The organism is Moorella mulderi DSM 14980 (genome assembly GCF_001594015.1).
Classification (GTDB): domain Bacteria; phylum Bacillota; class DSM-521; order Neomoorellales; family Neomoorellaceae; genus Neomoorella; species Neomoorella mulderi.
The window spans coordinates 29,412-45,082 of sequence record NZ_LTBC01000012.1 but is presented as its reverse complement, the minus strand read 5'-3'; the positions used below and the strand labels follow the sequence as shown (position 1 = coordinate 45,082).

Annotated in this window: 12 protein-coding genes; 5 read left to right on the top strand and 7 right to left on the bottom strand. The window is 48.4% G+C overall.

The window, feature by feature from the left end:
• Positions 1–31: 31 nt before the first annotated feature.
• Entirely contained in the window at positions 32–922 is an 891-nt protein-coding gene (locus MOMUL_RS11890) for a shikimate dehydrogenase (RefSeq protein ID WP_062285197.1), read from the bottom strand.
• 175 nt (positions 923–1,097) lie between these two features.
• The gene (locus tag MOMUL_RS11885; protein ID WP_062285195.1) at positions 1,098–1,619 is read right to left on the bottom strand and encodes a YqeG family HAD IIIA-type phosphatase; all 522 of its coding nucleotides are present in this window, start codon (positions 1,617–1,619) and stop codon (positions 1,098–1,100) included.
• 211 nt (positions 1,620–1,830) lie between these two features.
• On the opposite strand from MOMUL_RS11885, the gene MOMUL_RS11880 reads away from it, so the two are divergent.
• A complete protein-coding gene (locus MOMUL_RS11880) occupies positions 1,831–5,073 on the top strand; it encodes an S-layer homology domain-containing protein (RefSeq protein WP_062285193.1) in 3,243 nt (1,080 codons plus the stop codon).
• On the opposite strand, the gene MOMUL_RS11875 is transcribed toward MOMUL_RS11880, so the two are convergent.
• From MOMUL_RS11875 to MOMUL_RS11855, 5 genes are all read right to left on the bottom strand, one after another.
• Entirely contained in the window at positions 5,045–6,226 is a 1,182-nt protein-coding gene (locus MOMUL_RS11875) for a class I SAM-dependent rRNA methyltransferase (protein ID WP_062285191.1), read from the bottom strand. The genes MOMUL_RS11880 and MOMUL_RS11875 overlap by 29 nt on opposite strands.
• A 173-nt stretch (positions 6,227–6,399) precedes the next feature.
• Positions 6,400–8,031 (bottom strand): recombinase family protein, encoded by a 1,632-nt coding sequence (locus tag MOMUL_RS11870; protein ID WP_062285189.1) that lies wholly within the window; start codon positions 8,029–8,031, stop codon positions 6,400–6,402.
• Entirely contained in the window at positions 8,009–8,266 is a 258-nt protein-coding gene (locus MOMUL_RS16295; RefSeq protein WP_169802201.1) for a hypothetical protein, read from the bottom strand. Before MOMUL_RS16295 ends, MOMUL_RS11870 begins: the two co-directional genes overlap by 23 nt.
• A gap of 37 nt (positions 8,267–8,303) precedes the next feature.
• Complete coding sequence (locus tag MOMUL_RS16940; protein ID WP_062285185.1) at positions 8,304–8,828, bottom strand: GcrA family cell cycle regulator; 525 nt, start codon at positions 8,826–8,828, stop codon at positions 8,304–8,306.
• 111 nt (positions 8,829–8,939) lie between these two features.
• Entirely contained in the window at positions 8,940–9,209 is a 270-nt protein-coding gene (locus MOMUL_RS11855) for a hypothetical protein (RefSeq protein ID WP_062285182.1), read from the bottom strand.
• A gap of 145 nt (positions 9,210–9,354) precedes the next feature.
• Here MOMUL_RS11855 and MOMUL_RS11850 point away from each other — a divergent pair, with 145 nt between their 5' ends.
• The 4 genes from MOMUL_RS11850 to MOMUL_RS11835 all read left to right on the top strand — a co-directional run bounded on the left by MOMUL_RS11850 (position 9,355) and on the right by MOMUL_RS11835 (position 15,450).
• Positions 9,355–9,780, top strand: a complete 426-nt coding sequence (locus tag MOMUL_RS11850) for a helix-turn-helix domain-containing protein (protein ID WP_062285181.1) — start codon at positions 9,355–9,357, stop codon at positions 9,778–9,780.
• A 131-nt stretch (positions 9,781–9,911) separates the two neighbouring features.
• Positions 9,912–10,340, top strand: a complete 429-nt coding sequence (locus MOMUL_RS11845; protein ID WP_062285179.1) for an ImmA/IrrE family metallo-endopeptidase — start codon at positions 9,912–9,914, stop codon at positions 10,338–10,340.
• Between the two features lie 130 nt (positions 10,341–10,470).
• Positions 10,471–11,529, top strand: a complete 1,059-nt coding sequence (recA, locus tag MOMUL_RS11840; protein ID WP_062285177.1) for a recombinase RecA — start codon at positions 10,471–10,473, stop codon at positions 11,527–11,529.
• Between the two features lie 150 nt (positions 11,530–11,679).
• The gene (locus MOMUL_RS11835; RefSeq protein ID WP_062285175.1) at positions 11,680–15,450 is read left to right on the top strand and encodes a hypothetical protein; all 3,771 of its coding nucleotides are present in this window, start codon (positions 11,680–11,682) and stop codon (positions 15,448–15,450) included.
• The last annotated feature ends 221 nt before the right edge of the window (positions 15,451–15,671 follow it).

Sequence of the window (15,671 nt, the reverse complement as noted above, 5' to 3'; positions counted from 1 at the left end):
CGCTCGATAAACAAATGCCAGCCTGTTATTTTCATCCTTCTGATGGTGCCGATTTAGCGGCATGAGAGTCTTGTATTGCTTTCCGGAGGACTTCTCCCATTACCTCCACCGGTGCCGCCTTTCCCGTCCACAGGGTGAAGGCCGCGGCTCCCTGGTACAGGAGCATCCCCAAACCGGATATAACCCGGCAACCCCGCTGCCGGGCTTCCCGCAAAAGCTTCGTTTCCAGGGGGTTATAGACCAGATCGTAGACCCATTGCCCGGCGTTGAGCCAGGCGGCCGGCAGGGGTACGGCTCCCTCCATGGGGGCCATGCCGGCACTGGTGGCATTTACCACCAGGTCGGCCTCTTCTACCCTGGGACGCAGCTCTTCCTCTTCCAGGGTGCAGGCCTTTACTGGGGGGCTTAAGCCTGCCAGGGCGGCTGCCAGGTGCCCGGCCCGTTCCAATGTGCGGTTAGCAATGGTCAGCCCGGCACAACCTGCCCCGGCCACGGCAAAGGCCACCGCCCGGGCCGCCCCCCCAGCCCCGAGGATAACTGCTTTCTTGCCGGCCGGATTAAAACCTGCCTCCTGGAGGGAACGCAAAAAACCGCTGGCGTCAGTATTGTAGCCTGTCAGGCGCCCGTCATTATTAACAATTGTGTTCACGGCTCCGATGCGGGCTGCCGCGGGATCAATTGCATCCAGGTATTTGATAACTGCTTCTTTATGGGGTACTGTAATATTGGCGCCCCGGAAGCCCAGGGCTTTAAGTCCGGCCAGGGCAGCCGGCAGGCCGGAGGGGGTAACGGCAAAGGCCAGGTAAACCAGGTCCAGCCCGGTGGCGGCAAAGGCCGCATTTTGCATTAAAGGCGATAAAGAATGTTCTACCGGGTACCCCAGCAGGGCCACCAGCCCGGTTGAAGCTTTTACCTGGAGCATCCTTCCACCTGCCGTTTTCTTTTAGGATCTGGTTAAAGGCGCACAATGATTACCCGGACAATCTCCGCGAAGTTAAATTAAGCATATCGCTTTTTCCGTTCAATTAATAGTTCATGCAAAATAACGGGCTTTTATATCCGGTTCAAGCAGCCGGGACGGTTATAGACCATCAAACCTATGTGCTGCTATCGTTACTATTAAACTCGCTGAGCACCAGGCGCCTGGTTATCAATCTTTCTAACTGGCGCATCATCCTGGTGCCAATGAATTCGCGCCGGTTAATGGGCATCACCAGAACTGTGTACAGCCCCAGGCGGTTTCCTCCCAAGATATCGGTAAAAACCTGGTCACCAATGACGGCAGTATTGCCAACTGCCGTATCCATGACGGCCATGGCCTGGTAAAAGGCCCGCCGCCTGGGTTTACCGGCCTTGGAAATTCCGGGAATACCCAGGTAAGCAGCTATTTTTTGTACCCGGACATCCCGGTTGTTGGATACAAGGCAGGCCCTTAAGTCTTGCTTCTTTAATTCCGTAAACCACCGGTATATTTCCTGGTCCAGGGTCGCCCGTCCCCATTCGGTCACGGTATTATCCAGGTCAATAATCAAACCGCGGATACCCCGGGCCTTTAAAGCTGCCAGGGGTATATCCCGCAGGGAGCGCACATAGAGGTCCGGTTGCAGCAGCTTGAGCATGTTTCACCCCTAATGCAGGCACTTACAGGTTATTATACCACAAAAAGACTGCTAAGGGGAAAACATTATTTTCATTGTTTTCGGGAAAACTGACATATTTTGTCGGAAAATGTTGGTAGGGAGGAAAAACAGGGAAAAAGCGCGAATATGCTAATTTAAGGAAGCTACCACACCGGGGTGAAGGAAAGGGTTGTTCAGGGGTAAAGCTGGATTGATTCTGGCCCTTACCTTTGGGTTCATGCTTCTCTTGGTGCTGCAAAAAGGTTATGAAGCAGTCGCTGGAGCAACTTATCCAGTTTATAACGTGACGCAGCGGGTGTACGCCAGTGACTTGCAGGCTGCCCTGGATGGAGCTAGGCCGGGCGATTTCATCCAGGTTGTTGCCCAAAATGCTAGTTTTATCACAAGCCTAAACTGGCAGGTAGAGGGTGTAACCCTTGATTTAAACGGCGCTGTTATTACCGCTCCCTCCGGGAAGAATGCTATCAGCGTGGCCGGGACGGTCTACAGTCTTACCCTCCAGAACGGTACTTTAAAGACCAGCGGTATAAATGATAATGGTATAGAGGTTACCAGTGCAGGAAATACCTGCCTGGAACTGCGGTTGGAAAACATGGTGATAGATGGCGCGAAAGCAGTCTACTTTAAACGCAACGGACGTCTGGAATGGTCGGGCGGGAGGTCTGGAAGCCTGGACCATGGTGTCAGGGTGGAATATGGGGTTAATGATTTTTCGGGGGTTTTTCGGGACGTAACTTTCACGCGCAGTTCCAGGGGAGCCATCTATTTCAGCGGCCTTAGGCAGAACAACCCGGTCACCAGGTTCGACCTGGCGAACTGCCGGCTGGGTGAGGATAACAATCCATTAGCCGGCCCGGCCCTGTGGATAGAAGCAGGTATGACAGAAATTAATATCCAGGGCTGCACCTTAACTGCAGGCGGAAACGGTAGCGATTTTATTCATATCAATGCCAGCGGCACGGTATCCATTAGCGATAGTTCCTTCCAGTGCCTTAGTAGAACTGCTGTCTACACCCAGGGAGTCAATTCCCTTATCCTGACAAGAAACCGGATCGTAACCAGGCATGGTTTCGAGAGCCCGGCTATTAAGGTTATTTCTCCCTCTACCGTACAGGTGGAGGGTAATACCATGATGGGGCCAGGACCTCTGGGTATTATGGTGGTTGGAGGTCGAGTTATCCTCCAGCAAAACCAGCTCCAGGGTTTTACCGCCGGCATAGACCTCCAGAAAGGTGACGCAATGGATATGCTCGTAACAGCTCTAGAAAATACGGTCACTGTCGACGGAACAGCTTTTACGTTAAACAGTGCTCTGGAGGGCAACCTGCAGGGGAATGAATTAAAGGGCGATATCGCCTTGCAGCTACTCTCCAGCCAGGGAGTACAGGTGGAAAACAATTTTCTTCAGGGTTCATCAGCTGCCCTGCTGGTTAGCAGTAGCCAGGGAGTAACAGTGAGAGGGAATACTTTTACATATAACGCCACAGGGATATCTGTACTCAATAGCAGGAATGTAAGCATTAATGCATGTGATCTTAGCTGCCGCAGTGGCGATACAGCGGGAACTGATATCACCGGGTTATTGATAGACAATGGTTCTGGGGTGAGCGTTACTAAAAGCACTTTTAGCAGGAATAGCACTGGTGTAATTGTTACCGGCAGCAGCGCAGTGACGCTAAGGGAATCGTCCTGGAAAAATAATGGCACTGGCCTGCGCCTGGCTGGTAGAGTTGAAGGGGAGGTAACCGGCAACACCATTACGGCCAATGCGGTAGGGCTTGACCTGCTACAGGTGACAGAGCCAAATTTGCGGTTTATTGGGAACAACATATACAATAACGAGCAAGGTTTGCTGGCTTCTCCAGGGAATAACCTGGCAGTTCTTGAAAATTACTGGGGTAGCAGTAGCGGGCCGTACCATGCTGCCTTAAACCCCCAGGGTCACGGGGATAAAATTACAGGCGACCTGAGCTTTACCCCGTGGGCGCCATATGCCTATTATGAAGACGATACTCCTCCGCAAGTAAGTTTAGCCCTTCCAGGGGAAATGTGGCTCACAGACGAGCCTGTGCCGCTACAGGTTTCCCTGGCCGAAGAGAAATGGCTCGACCGGGTGATGCTGGGGGTTTATGGGCCAGGTGGCGAGACAGTAATGGCGAAAAGCTGGTGGCGGGATGAATGGCCACCTTCCAGTGCATCCCTGTCCTGGGAACCGGATACAAAAGATAAAGATGGGGTCTATCGTTTCACAGTCCTGGCTATAGATGGTAAAGGTAATCAAGGCGAGGCTGGAGATTACCTGATTTTAGACCGTCAACCTCCAACCGTGCTGCAAGTATGTATCAACAACGAGGCTGAAGAAACTTCCAGTCTTACAGTGGAACTCACTCTCAGGGCCGCAGATGCTAATGGTATAGACGCCATGATGATAACTAACGAGGGCGGCCCACCAGGTGAGTGGGAATCTTACCGGGAAACCCGGAGCTGGCAGCTACTGCCCGGACCACCGGGCTCACGCCAGGTAATAGTGCATTTCCGCGATGGCGCCGGCCGTGAAAGCGTGACCACGGCTAGTATTATTTTCAAACCGCTCAGGGAAAGCTCTGGTAGTGACAGCGAAAGCAGTGGTGGCCCCGGACAGGATCCCGGTGGTGGCAGCAGCGAAGAACCGGAAAGCATTAAACCGCCCGCAGAGAATACTACATGGAGAGGAAGTAAGGGTTCTCAAGATTCGCCCGAGAAAAATAGCGAGGATATGTCTGGCGTGGAAAGTGAAGAACCAAGCAAAGAACAAGTCCCAGTAAGGGTGCCGCAGGGAGTGGCAGAGTTCGTTGACGTGCCGCCTGAACACTGGGCGTGGCCGGCAATAATGGCTTTAGCCGGTGAGGGCTTGCTCCGAGGCGATGGCGAGGGAAGGTTTTATCCCGACGCGCCTCTGAGCAGGGCGGAAATGGCAGCTCTGTTGGACAGGATGCTAGATATTACTCCTGATACGCCCCGGGTAAAGTGGGTAGATATACCTCCGGATTCCTGGTATGCCAGTGCTGTAGCGAGGGCAACAGGGGCAGGATTAATGGAAGGTTATACCGGCGGTACATTCCGGCCCCTCCAGGGGGTGAGCCGTGAGCAGGCGGTTATAATTCTGGCCCGGGCAGCAGAATGGCTGCTTTCCAGCAAAATAAAAGCCCCTCCTACCTGGCAGGCGGTAGACCCGCTGCCTCATATACTGCCTTCCTTTCCGGACGAGAGTGATATTTCACCACCAGCGCAAAGGGCGGTTCTCTGGGCCGTAAAAGAAGGGCTGCTCCGCGGTTATCCGGACGGTACCCTGCGGCCTCTTGCCCCCATGACCAGGGGAGAAGCCGCAGTGCTTATGGAGCGCTTCCGTATGAAGTTTAGGCAAATCATAATACCTGCAGCAACAGGCACTTGAGGTAACGCGACTCATCATAACCCAAAAGCACTGGGTGGTCGGGTGCCTGGCCGCGCCTGGCCAGCAGGCGCAGGCGCCGATGGGCATCCGAGGCTGCATCCCGTATAACCTCCAGAAAGAGATCCTCCGGCATGTGGTAGGAACAGGAGCAGGTCACAAGAAAGCCGCCAGGGGCTAAAATCTTCATCGCCCGCAAATTTATCTCCTTGTAGCCCCGGATGGCTCCCTCTAAGGCCCTCCTGGCCTTGACGAACGCCGGCGGGTCCAGGATAACCACATCAAACCTTTGTTCCCGGCGCTCCAGCTCCCGCAGAGCGTCAAAGACATTGGCCACTTCAAAAAAACATAGGTCCCCATAGCCATTGAGCACCGCATTGCGTCGCGCCACAGCGATGGCTTCTGCCGAAATATCCAGGCCCAGTACCTCGCGGGCGCCGTAATGGGCGGCGTGAAGGCTAAAACCACCGGTATGGCAAAAGCAGTCCAGTACCCGCGCCCCCTTCACAAACGGCTGGATGGCGGCCCGGTTTTCCCGCTGGTCCAGGAAGTACCCAGTCTTCTGTCCCCCGGCCAGGTCCACATAAAATTTAAGGCCGTTTTCTCGAATGATTACCAGCGGGTCAAAGGGTCCTTTGAGGAATCCAGACCGCAGCTCCAAGCCCTCTAGCTCCCGTACGGGAGCATCATTGCGCTCATAGATCCCCGCTGGCTGGATTAACTCATCCACGATTTCCACCAGAGTATCTTTAAAACGGTCAATCCCTAAAGCCAGCGTCTGGACTACTAGGTAGGGGCCAAACTTGTCGACAATCAACCCGGGCAGGAAATCTGCTTCGCCAAAGACAATGCGATAGGCGTCCGTTCTCGTGCCCTGGAGAACCCTCTGGCGGTAATCCCAGGCAGCCGCCAGGCGCCGCCGCCAGAAGGCCTTATCGATTTTCTCATCACGATTATAGGTAAGGAGGCGGACAGTAATCATGGAGGCCGGGTTGATATACCCCCGGCCAATAAACCTGCCACGGTGATCCTCTACGGTAACTATGTCTCCCGGTTCAAAGGTGCCATAGATGGTCTCAATCTCCGTCCGGTAAACCCAGGGATGACCTCCTTTAATACGCCCCTCTTCGCCCCGCCTCAGCTGCACCCTTGTCATATTAAACATCACCAGTTTATTAGTTTACACCTGCAACCATTAATCTCATGCCAGGCTCCTGATGGCAGGCTGGCAAAATTATACCACAGGAAACCTGCTCTTTACACGGGTCCCTGCAAATAAAAAACTGGCCATCTTGCCAGGCCAGGGGATAACCTTTTGAGGTTCACCTGCTACACCCTTCTGCCGACAGCTCTTTCAAGAGCTTCTGGATGGCCTTTTTCTCGATGTGTGCAAGTTAAAACACTACTGCAAGGGGGTTCTTTTAAGTTCTTCTGTGGGGTTAATACTGTAAGTTCTTCGCAATGATCCGGGAGATTTTTGCCCGGCCCGGTAAAGGGAAGGTTAAAGTACCCTTCTATTTCCAGGCTGCCGTCAGCATATATTTTTACCCTCTGCACCAGCTCGCGGGTAATATTCTGCTTTTGAAAAAAGTTTAGTTCATCCACCGACCGTGCCAGGTTTTCAGCGTACTGGCGCAGGAATTCTACGCCTTTTTGCACCTGTTCCTGGGCGTTAATTACGGCTTCGAGCCTCTTGATATCTTCTTCTATTCTTACTAGCTCTCCTTCTTGTTCCGCCCGGTAACGCTTGTAGTCTTCTTCTGGCAACGCCTCCAGGATAAAATAAGCCCGGTCAATTCGCTCGATCACCCGTTGCACTTGCTCTAGCCTCTTCCGCGCTTCCTCCAGGCGCCTCCGGGGTATGCTGGCTGTTTCAAGCTTCTCGCTGGTAATATACTGGTAAAAAAGCTCCGGGTTCTTAATTATAGAAGCTATAGTATCCCATACTGTCTTATCTATTTCTTCCGTCCGCCAGGGTGGGAGCCCGCACCTGCCTACCCGGCCTTGGTTGTCAAACTTGGTTGGGTAACGTCCGGGGCAGGTATAATAGCTATACTTCGCCTTCTGGGGATTGTTATGGGTGACGACTGTAAGCCTCCGCCCGCACTCCCCGCATACCAGCAACCGCTGCAACAGGAATCTTCTCCTGGTAGTCTTAGGGTTAAAACGCTTGGACCTGACAAGCATCTCCTGGGCTCTCATAAAGGTTTCCTGGTCAATTATGGCCGGCACAAGGACCGGTTTCCAATCAGGCTGCTCATCCTTGCGCCTTAACCGGCCGGTATATACGGGATTTTTCAGCATCCGCACCACCGATGAGTGGACCCAACCCTTGCCCCTGGGACCCTGGGGGTACACCTGGCCCAGCTTCTGGGTAATCTGCCAGGGGGTTAAGGGTTCCAGAGGATCCGTCAGCCACTCAAACATTTGCTTGACGATTTCGGCTTCCTGGGGATTAATTACCAGGGTATCCCCCTCGGCGTCCCAGTCGTAGCCAAAAGGCTTGGCGTAGCAGCGGATCTTGCCGCTGGCTGCTTTTTTGGCCTTGCCCCTCTGGGTACGCTCCTTGATGAGCGCGTGCTCGAATTCGGCAAAGGCCCCCCGCATCTGCAAGAAGAGCATGCCCTGGGGCGTCTTTTGCCAGTCAAAGTTAACAAACTCCAGCCTTACCCCCGCCTTATCAAATTCCCGGCAAAGGATGAGCAAATCTGTAAGGTTGCGGGAAAGCCTGTCGGGGTCATAGACAACTACCAGGTCCACTTTTCCGGCGGCTGCGAGCTGTCTCACATAATCCAGGCTAGGGCGGTTTAATTCCGTGCCTGTATAGGCGTCTTCTACGACTTCGACTTCTAAAGCCCCTAAAGCCCTGGCCTTCTTCTCGCAGAGTTCTTTCTGGGTGGCCAGGGAAAAACCGAGAGCCTGGTCCTGGGTGCTTACCCTAGCATATATCACGGCCTTCATCTTTCTTCTTCCCCAGAGTAGGTTTCATGTTTATTTCCTTCAACATTTCTTGTTGATTTTCCTGCCTGTCAGGGCAGGCCTGGCGTATAATATCAACCACACGGGCATAGGCCCTTCTATGATCGGAAACATTCCCCACAGGAATAACTCTTATCCTTGGTACAGGCCGCTCTATTTGCATAAGCACTCCCCCTTTCCCTATGAAAATATGCGCGACGGCTTGTTCGCCCGGCATGTCCTGAAAAACAAAAAACCGGGTATAACCCGGTATTTTATGGAAGGATAGGTTTTTTGCCGCCGCCCTTGCCTTTCTTGAACCCGGTGGCGGCTGGTATATTACCCAGTGCTGATATTTTTAACGGCAGGTCAGCTGGCCGGCTTGTCGGTTCCAGGTTGCATATGTATTTATTGCGGCTACCGTCCAGTTCATAGGCGCTCCCTGCCCACTTAAGCCAATCCCCGCCGCCCACCTGCACCCTCCTGGTCGACATCTCGGCGGCATTTACGGCCTGCTGATATTGGAGCCAGGCCATGATAGCGGCCTCTTCCTCATTGGTAGACCTTTGAGTGGTACCACCATGTTCGCCAACCCTACGGTTAGCAGTAAGTCCCATACGTTTTCTGGCCATAGCTACTGTACTTCGTTTAACTCCCAATTCATTAGCTATTTCAACATCGGTCATCCCTGCGGCATGGAGTTCTTTAAGCTTCTCAAGGTCTACAAGGAGCGGCCGGCCCCCGAGGTTTTTGACATTTCCCGATGGGCAGACTACGGCCATATAGGACAGGTCCGGCAATTTAATCCTCTCCCTTAGATTTTTTGTTTTTTAATCCTAAAAGGAATGGTAAGGTCAATATCGAATATGTATTTTGATGCCAAAACATGGGAACGCCAGCAGCAACATAAATTATCCGTCAGTCCCTGTAGAGAGCTCCTCCTTGCGAGAACGTAACGGTGTATCTAAAAAAAATACATCTTCAAATTTTACACTAGGAAATGCTTTCAACAATCCAGCAATAAAATCCACCCCTGGGTCATTATGTCTCGGATCATGATCTGGCAATCGAACTCTCCATAATTGAACAGTAGAGATGTTTAGTTTTTTAGCTATCTCATTGTCCTTTAGCCCTTGAGTTAACTTACTAAAAAATTGATGGTTAAGTTTTATAGAAGCCATATATTCACTCCTCTGCCGTTTCGCCTTCGCAAGACAATTTTATCATAAGTCTTACGGAGACGCAAGAACTTTATAAAAAAATTACGCACTCGTAAGTATTACGTTAGCGTAATGATTGGTTTATAATATTAAAGAGGTGCAAAAAATGGCTAAAGACATTGGCGAAAAAATAAAGGAACTAAGGCTGAAAGCAGGATATGAAACATTAGGTGACTTATATAGAGCCTCTGGTGTTTCTGTTGCAACACTTTCCAGAATCGAAGCGGGCGTACAGATCCCCTCTCCAACTACGTTAAAAAAACTTGCTCCACACTTAGGTGTTACGGTTGAATACCTAATGACTGTTGCCGGCTACCTACCAGAAGAAGAAAAGCAGGCCAAACCTATAGACACAAAAGAATGGTATAACCGTGACGACCCTCCCACCAATATAGAATTAGAAGAATTCCTTAGACAAAGCAACGTCCAATTTAATGGGGCACCCCTGGACGAAGAGGATAAAGAGGACATAATAGAATTCCTAAAGTTCGCCTGGAAAACCCTGAAGAAAGAAAAAGAGAAAGGTAAATAACAGCTGCCTCTTGACCTTAAAATTTGAGCAACGCAAGTATTTAAAAGCTACTTCCTGTGAAAGGGAGTAGCTTTATTGATATAGCCATATTTCGACAAATATCGATCCAAGGCTTCCGGGAGCGACGGCTTATGCAAGAATACATCATCAAAGCTGTAAATGACCTGGTGAAAAAATATAACACCAGGGATCCCTTAAAGCTTGCTGATTACCTGGGCATCAAAATCATCCCTTTCCCTTTCCGCAAGATAAAAGGTATGGTCTTGGAATTTATGGGTCGCAAACTTATCGGGATAAACTCTTCCCTTCCCAGAGAAGAGCAAAGGGTTATAGTCGGCCACGAAATCGGCCATGACCAGTTATCGCCCGCCGGCCTCGGTTACTTTTTTATGGTGGAAAACACCTGCATAATCACCGGGTCGGAGGAATACCGCGCCAATGCATTTACCGCCGAACTATTACTGGGGGAAGAACGTCCCAGGTATGGACAAACCATAGAAGAATTTGCGGCTGAATTAGGGGTGCCGCCGGAGCTGGTAAAGATAAAGTTTCTAAAGTGATTAGGTGCCAAATAGTATCTTCCCGGAGATAAAATGCAATACCTGTTGATGAACAATTGTTCTTGGTGATATAAAAGTGTTAAAGACTACCATCAAACCAAAACATTCCCCGGGAAGGAGTGCAAAAAGCATGGAAACCGGCCGTGAACAAGCCCTTGCTAAAGTCCTGGTAGAGATTGAAAAAAAGTATGGCAAGGGCGCCATCATGCGCCTGGGCCAGCAGGAACGCCTGAACGTCGAAGCCATGCCCACAGGAATACTCACCTTGGACCTGGCCCTGGGCGTAGGCGGCTTGCCCAAAGGCCGCATAATCGAAATTTTCGGCGAGGAAGGATCAGGCAAGACGACGATTGCCCTCCACGCTATTACCGAGATCCAAAAAGGCGGCGGCAACGCCGTCCTGATCGACGCCGAGCATGCCTTTGACCCCAATTACGCTAAAACCATCGGGGTGGATATTGAGAATTTGCTGGTCAGCCAGCCTGAATATGGCGAGCAGGCTCTAGAAATAGCCTCAGCTCTTATCCAATCTTCTGCCGTGGATATAATCGTGATAGATTCCGTTGCCGCCCTGGTGCCGAAAAAAGAATTAGAAGGTGAATTCGGGGATGCCAATGTCGGCCTCCAGGCCAGGCTCATGTCCCAGGCCATGCGGAAGTTTTCCGGGATAGTTTCCAAGTCCAAGACGATAGTCATTTTTATCAATCAACTCCGGGAAAAGATAAACACCGGCGGCTCTTTCGGCAAACCGGATTACGTGACGCCCGGAGGCAGGGCGCTTAAGTTTTATTCATCGATAAGGATTGAGGTCCAGCGAGGGGAGACGCTTAAAAACGGGACGCAAGTAGTAGGACACAAAATGAAAACGCGGGTTGTAAAAAACAAGGTTGCGCCCCCGTTCCGGGGATGCGATTTAGATTTGCTCTATGGTCGGGGGATATCCAAAGAAGGAGCGCTATTGGAAATGGCTGTTGAGAAAGGAATTGTGACTAAAAGCGGCGCCTGGTACTCATGGCTGGGCGATCACCTGGGTCAAGGTCATGAAAATGCCTGTGAATTTTTGCTGCAGCATCAGGATGTTGCCCGGCAAATCGAAAGTGCACTAAAAGAGAGCCTCAATGGAGTTTTACCTCCAAGGAAAGTTATTAACGGTGGACTAGCGGCAATTAATCTTGAACCCACAACTTAAGAAGGCATAACAAGAAACACACCACTTCTACCCCTATCTCCCACGAAACCTTCATACACTATAACTATCACTATAACCAGTAGCAAATTTAGGCTTTTTACTTGACATTGGGGTTCACCTTATTATTTGGCGAAAAGGAGTGAAATTTGTATGCAATGGATTAATACTACTGATCTTAAAAATTGGGCTTCAACACGTGATTGCGAAGAATATCTGCCACTTGTAATCCGTCGTCTTATACGAGCAACTGCGGAAGACATTTGCCATATAAGAATTCCTGCTGGAGATAGCGTTGTTTATCCTGGCTGGGACGGAATTCTTGAAACAACTATTGGTAATGAATACCTTCCTGAGGGTTTTTCCGTATGGGAAATAGGGACTGATCAAAATATCAAAAAGAAAGCAGAAAAGGAATACCAAAAACGAAAAGGAAACCCTTTGGGAGTTAATCCTAAAGAAACAACGTTTATATTTATCACTCCTAGAATTTGGACAAGAAAAGACGAATGGTGTAAGGAAAAAATAAAAGAAGGATTTTGGAAAGATGTAAAAGTTTATGATGCAGAAGTGTTAGAAGAATGGCTTGAGCAGGCACCTGCTGTGGGTGCATGGCTGGCCAAATATTTAAGAATATATCCGGAAGGTGCCATAGCCCTAGAAGATTTTTGGATCGAATGGAGTTCAGTCACTAACCCTCCTCTTACGTCAGAAGTTGTTTTAGCAGGTAGAGATAAACAAGCTGAATCAGTTCGAAAGTGGCTGAATTCTTCCCCATCACCACTCGCAGTACAAGCAGCAACTAGTGACGAGGCTCTAGTGTTTTTAGCATCGGTAATAAATACCTTGCCAGAAATTGAACGAGAATTTATCTTGTCCAAAGCTATTGTTCTAGAAAGCTCGGATTCTTTTAGGCATATAACTGTTACTGGAAGAAGAGGGCTATTACTTATTCCACGATTTGCAGAAATTGAAGGGACTCCTCAGGCAACACAAAGGGGACATCATGTCTATATTCCATTAGGCCCTGATAATAAAGTAACCACTGAAAAAATTGAACTTCCTCGGCTTAAACGTGAGTCATTTATTGATGCACTAAAAAAGATGGGTCTATCAGAATCGGATGCTCAAAGATTTTCCAAAGAAACAGGCCGAAGTCTTACTGTACTTCGCAGACGATTAACAAAGATAGCGAATCAGCCGGAATGGGCTCAAGCAGACTCCGCAAGAGATATCATTCCTTGCTTATTGGCAGGGCGCTGGTCGGAAAAAAAGGCAGAAGACAAAAAAATCATCAGTCAATTTGCAGGGAAACCTTATGAAGCATTCTCTGAAAAACTATTAACATGGATGCATAAATCAGATTCCCCAGTACTGAAAATTGGCGAGTGGTGGCGTCTGGTATCACCCATAGACGCCTGGTTTGCACTTGCTCCGTTTATAACTGAAGCAGACATTCAAACATTTAAGAAGGTTGCTCTAAAAGTTCTTGGTATTATAAACCCTGCTCTTGAACTGGAACCCCAAAAACGTTGGTTAGCTTCTATTTACGGAAAGGAGATGCCTTATTCAGAAACTTTACGGGAAGGAATTGCCCAAACCCTTGTTCTCATAGCTGTCTTAGGCGATGATACAGGAATACCTATATCGACATCGGCTCAGACGTATGTTGATCATATAGTAAGAGAATTACTTCATGATGCAGACTGGAAACTCTGGTATTCTCTCTCCGACGTGCTTCCGCTTATTGCTGAAGCGTCTCCTTACTCGTTTCTAGAGGCGGTGGAAATGTCAATTTCTCAAGATGATACGCCTATTATGGGTATGTTTTCTGAAACAGGAGACCCAATAAGCTCATCAAGCGCTCATCCTAGTCTACTGTGGGCATTAGAAGGTTTAGCCTGGAATCCCCAGCTGCTTGGACGTGTAACTCTTATTTTAGGAAAGCTGGCGAAACTCGATCCAGGAGGAAAGCTATCCAATAGGCCAATCAATAGTCTACGTGATATTTTTCTTTTATGGTTCCCTCAAACATATGCTACTCTAGAACAACGTTTGGCAGCGATAGACACTTTAATAGAGCGGGAACCTGAAATTGGGTGGAAATTATTAGTCGGTTTAATGCCGCGTTATCATGATACTTGTACCCCTACCCATAAAACACGCTGGAGACAATTTTCCGAGAAAACAGATGTCAAAACTATAACCGAACTTTTGGAAGGTATAAAAGCAATAACAAGCCGGCTGCTTATACATGTTGGCAGTAATGGTCATCGGTGGGCGGAAGTTCTAGATAATTTTTCCGCTCTACCTCCTGAAGACAGAAGCAATGTTATAGCAAAACTCTTGTCTACCGCAAAGGAAATATCTAAAGGCCGCCTTGAAGTATGGAATCGGATTAGAAGCATTTTGTCACGACACCGCTCTTTCCCTGATGCTGATTGGGCCCTTCCAGAGAAAGAATTAAAAGAAATAGAAAAAGCTTACTCTCTTGTTGAACCTCAAAATCCCATAGAACGCTATTGCTGGCTCTTTGAACATTGGCCTGAGCTCCCTGAAGGCAATGAAAGAGACGATTACAAAAAATTAGAACTCATTATTGCACAACGTAGATTAGAAGCTGTAAAAGTAATTAAGAGCATGGGCGGACTTCAAGGATTAATCAAACTTGCAGAACAAACCAACAACCCCTTGCTAGTAGGTACTAGCTTATCTGAAGTAGGATTAAAAATTGAGGAAGAGGAGATATTACTTTCTTTGCTTGAAGGGGAAGATGATAAGAAAGTCCATTTTGTTCAGGGTTATATACATGAACGAGCCCTCAAAGAAGGAATTAATTGGATAAATAGCCTTGTTGAAAAAGCACGTTCGCAAGAATGGCAGCCAAATAAAATCGTTAATCTCTTTCTGGCATTTCCCCAATATCGAGTTGTATGGGATTTATTAGAAACGTTCAATGAAGCAATCCAAGAAGCTTACTGGAGACACTGTACATTATGGATTTCCGGTTTGCCAACAGAAGATAAAATTTATGCCATTAACCATTTAATTCGCGTCAAGAGAAATTTCACAGCTATTGAATATTCTGCTTTATTTGCAAAAGAGATCCCAGCCATATTAATTGCACAGGTGCTACGAAAGGCAGCTACGGAAGCGAGTTCAGATGACTCTCAAGGGCTGAGGTCTTATCATATTGAGAAATTGTTTAATGAACTAGATAAATCTACTGAGATAAAGAAAGAAGTAATAGTTCAGCTAGAGTGGTTGTATTTACCTATTCTCGCAGGGGTGACAAGTACGCGACCACCTAAAATGTTACATAGGGAATTAACAACTAACCCCGAGTTTTTTGTTGAAGTTCTTAAGTACATTTATACACCTAAGAACAAAGATCAGGAAGAAGAGAAGGAATCCATTCCTGAAGACTTATTAAGGCACCGTGCAAACTTTGCTTATGAATTGCTTCATAGTTGGAAAACTCCTCCCGGGAGTAATAGTGATGGGCAAATAGATTATGAAAAATTGAAAGCATGGGTGGTAAAGGCAAGAGAATTATGTATAAAGTCAGATCGGAGAGAGGTTGGTGACTATCACATTGGCCAAGTTTTAGCATATGCAAAAGCTGAAAAAGATAATATTTGGCCCCCCGAACCAGTCTGTAAAATACTTGATGATATCCAGAGTAAGGATCTGGACAAAGGATTTAGTATAGCAATTTATAACAAAAGAGGAACGGTTACAAAATCCCTCTATGAAGGTGGACAGCAAGAAAGAGAGTTAGCTGGACGATTCCGGCTGTATGCAAGTAAATGGGCTATTCGCTATCCAAGAACAGCTACTATATTAACAAAGATAGCCGAGGATTATGAGAACGAGGCAAAACAAGAGGACAAAGAAGCAGAAATAATGGACTTGGAATATTAGTTTATGGGATAATAACAACCTTACTTCACATTATCTATATACTGTAACAACAATCCAACAATACGAGATCATATAAAAGAAGTGTATAAATATAGGATCGCCGCAACGTTAGCCGTAAGGACGTCCAACGTTGCGGCGGCCCCGCCTACGTCTACGGTTAAAAATTCTTCTACTTCTTCTGGCGCCGGGACTACTGTAGCGCCAGTAGTCCCAACCCCAAG